1 protein-coding gene is annotated in these 598 nt (G+C 46.5%); it reads left to right on the forward strand.

Annotated features, from left to right (window positions below; genetic code table 11):
- Positions 1-124: 124 nt before the first annotated feature.
- The coding region (locus KCG35_RS26070; RefSeq protein ID WP_215822841.1) for a hypothetical protein at positions 125-598 on the forward strand (474 nt) is incomplete at its 3' end.

The raw sequence follows: 598 nt of genomic DNA on the forward strand, positions 1-598 counted from the left end.
GTGTCCCCTCGGCAACCATGAGTTCAGTCAATAACGCACACAATATACGGCAATTATCGCCTTACTCATGCCTCTGCCTGTCTAGTACGCTGCATTCATTTCATGAATAGCCGTTTACTGTTGTATGAAGCAACCCAAGATAGAAACCTTATCCCCTGAAGCCTATCAAGACCTCCAGCAGGCGATTACCGCTTCATCGCTCAGCCAGGACCATAAAACCCTTATCATCGGTGTATTGGACCTCTGTTTATGGCTTCAGCAAAAACTGACCTTCTCAAAAATCAGTATCAATACCCTGAAAAAAGTCTTTGCGATACAAACAGAGAAACGTCATCGGCCTGAACCTGACGCTGATCCAGACATCACATCTGCAGAGACAGTCACCAATGAGGCGGCTAAAGATAATCAACAACCGTCTAAAACTAAAGGCCATGGCTGTATTGCTGCGGATGCGTATACTGCCGCAAAAACCATTGTCTTAAACCATCCAGATTATTCAGCGGGTGATCCTTGCCCTTTACACTGTGGTGGTCGCTTGTACCAGTTGAAGACGCCTGGCGTATTCATTCGTATTGAAGGGGGCCAGCTGTTTGATGCT

This window comes from Zooshikella harenae (genome assembly GCF_018837975.1).
In the GTDB taxonomy this organism is placed as follows: domain Bacteria; phylum Pseudomonadota; class Gammaproteobacteria; order Pseudomonadales; family Zooshikellaceae; genus Zooshikella; species Zooshikella harenae.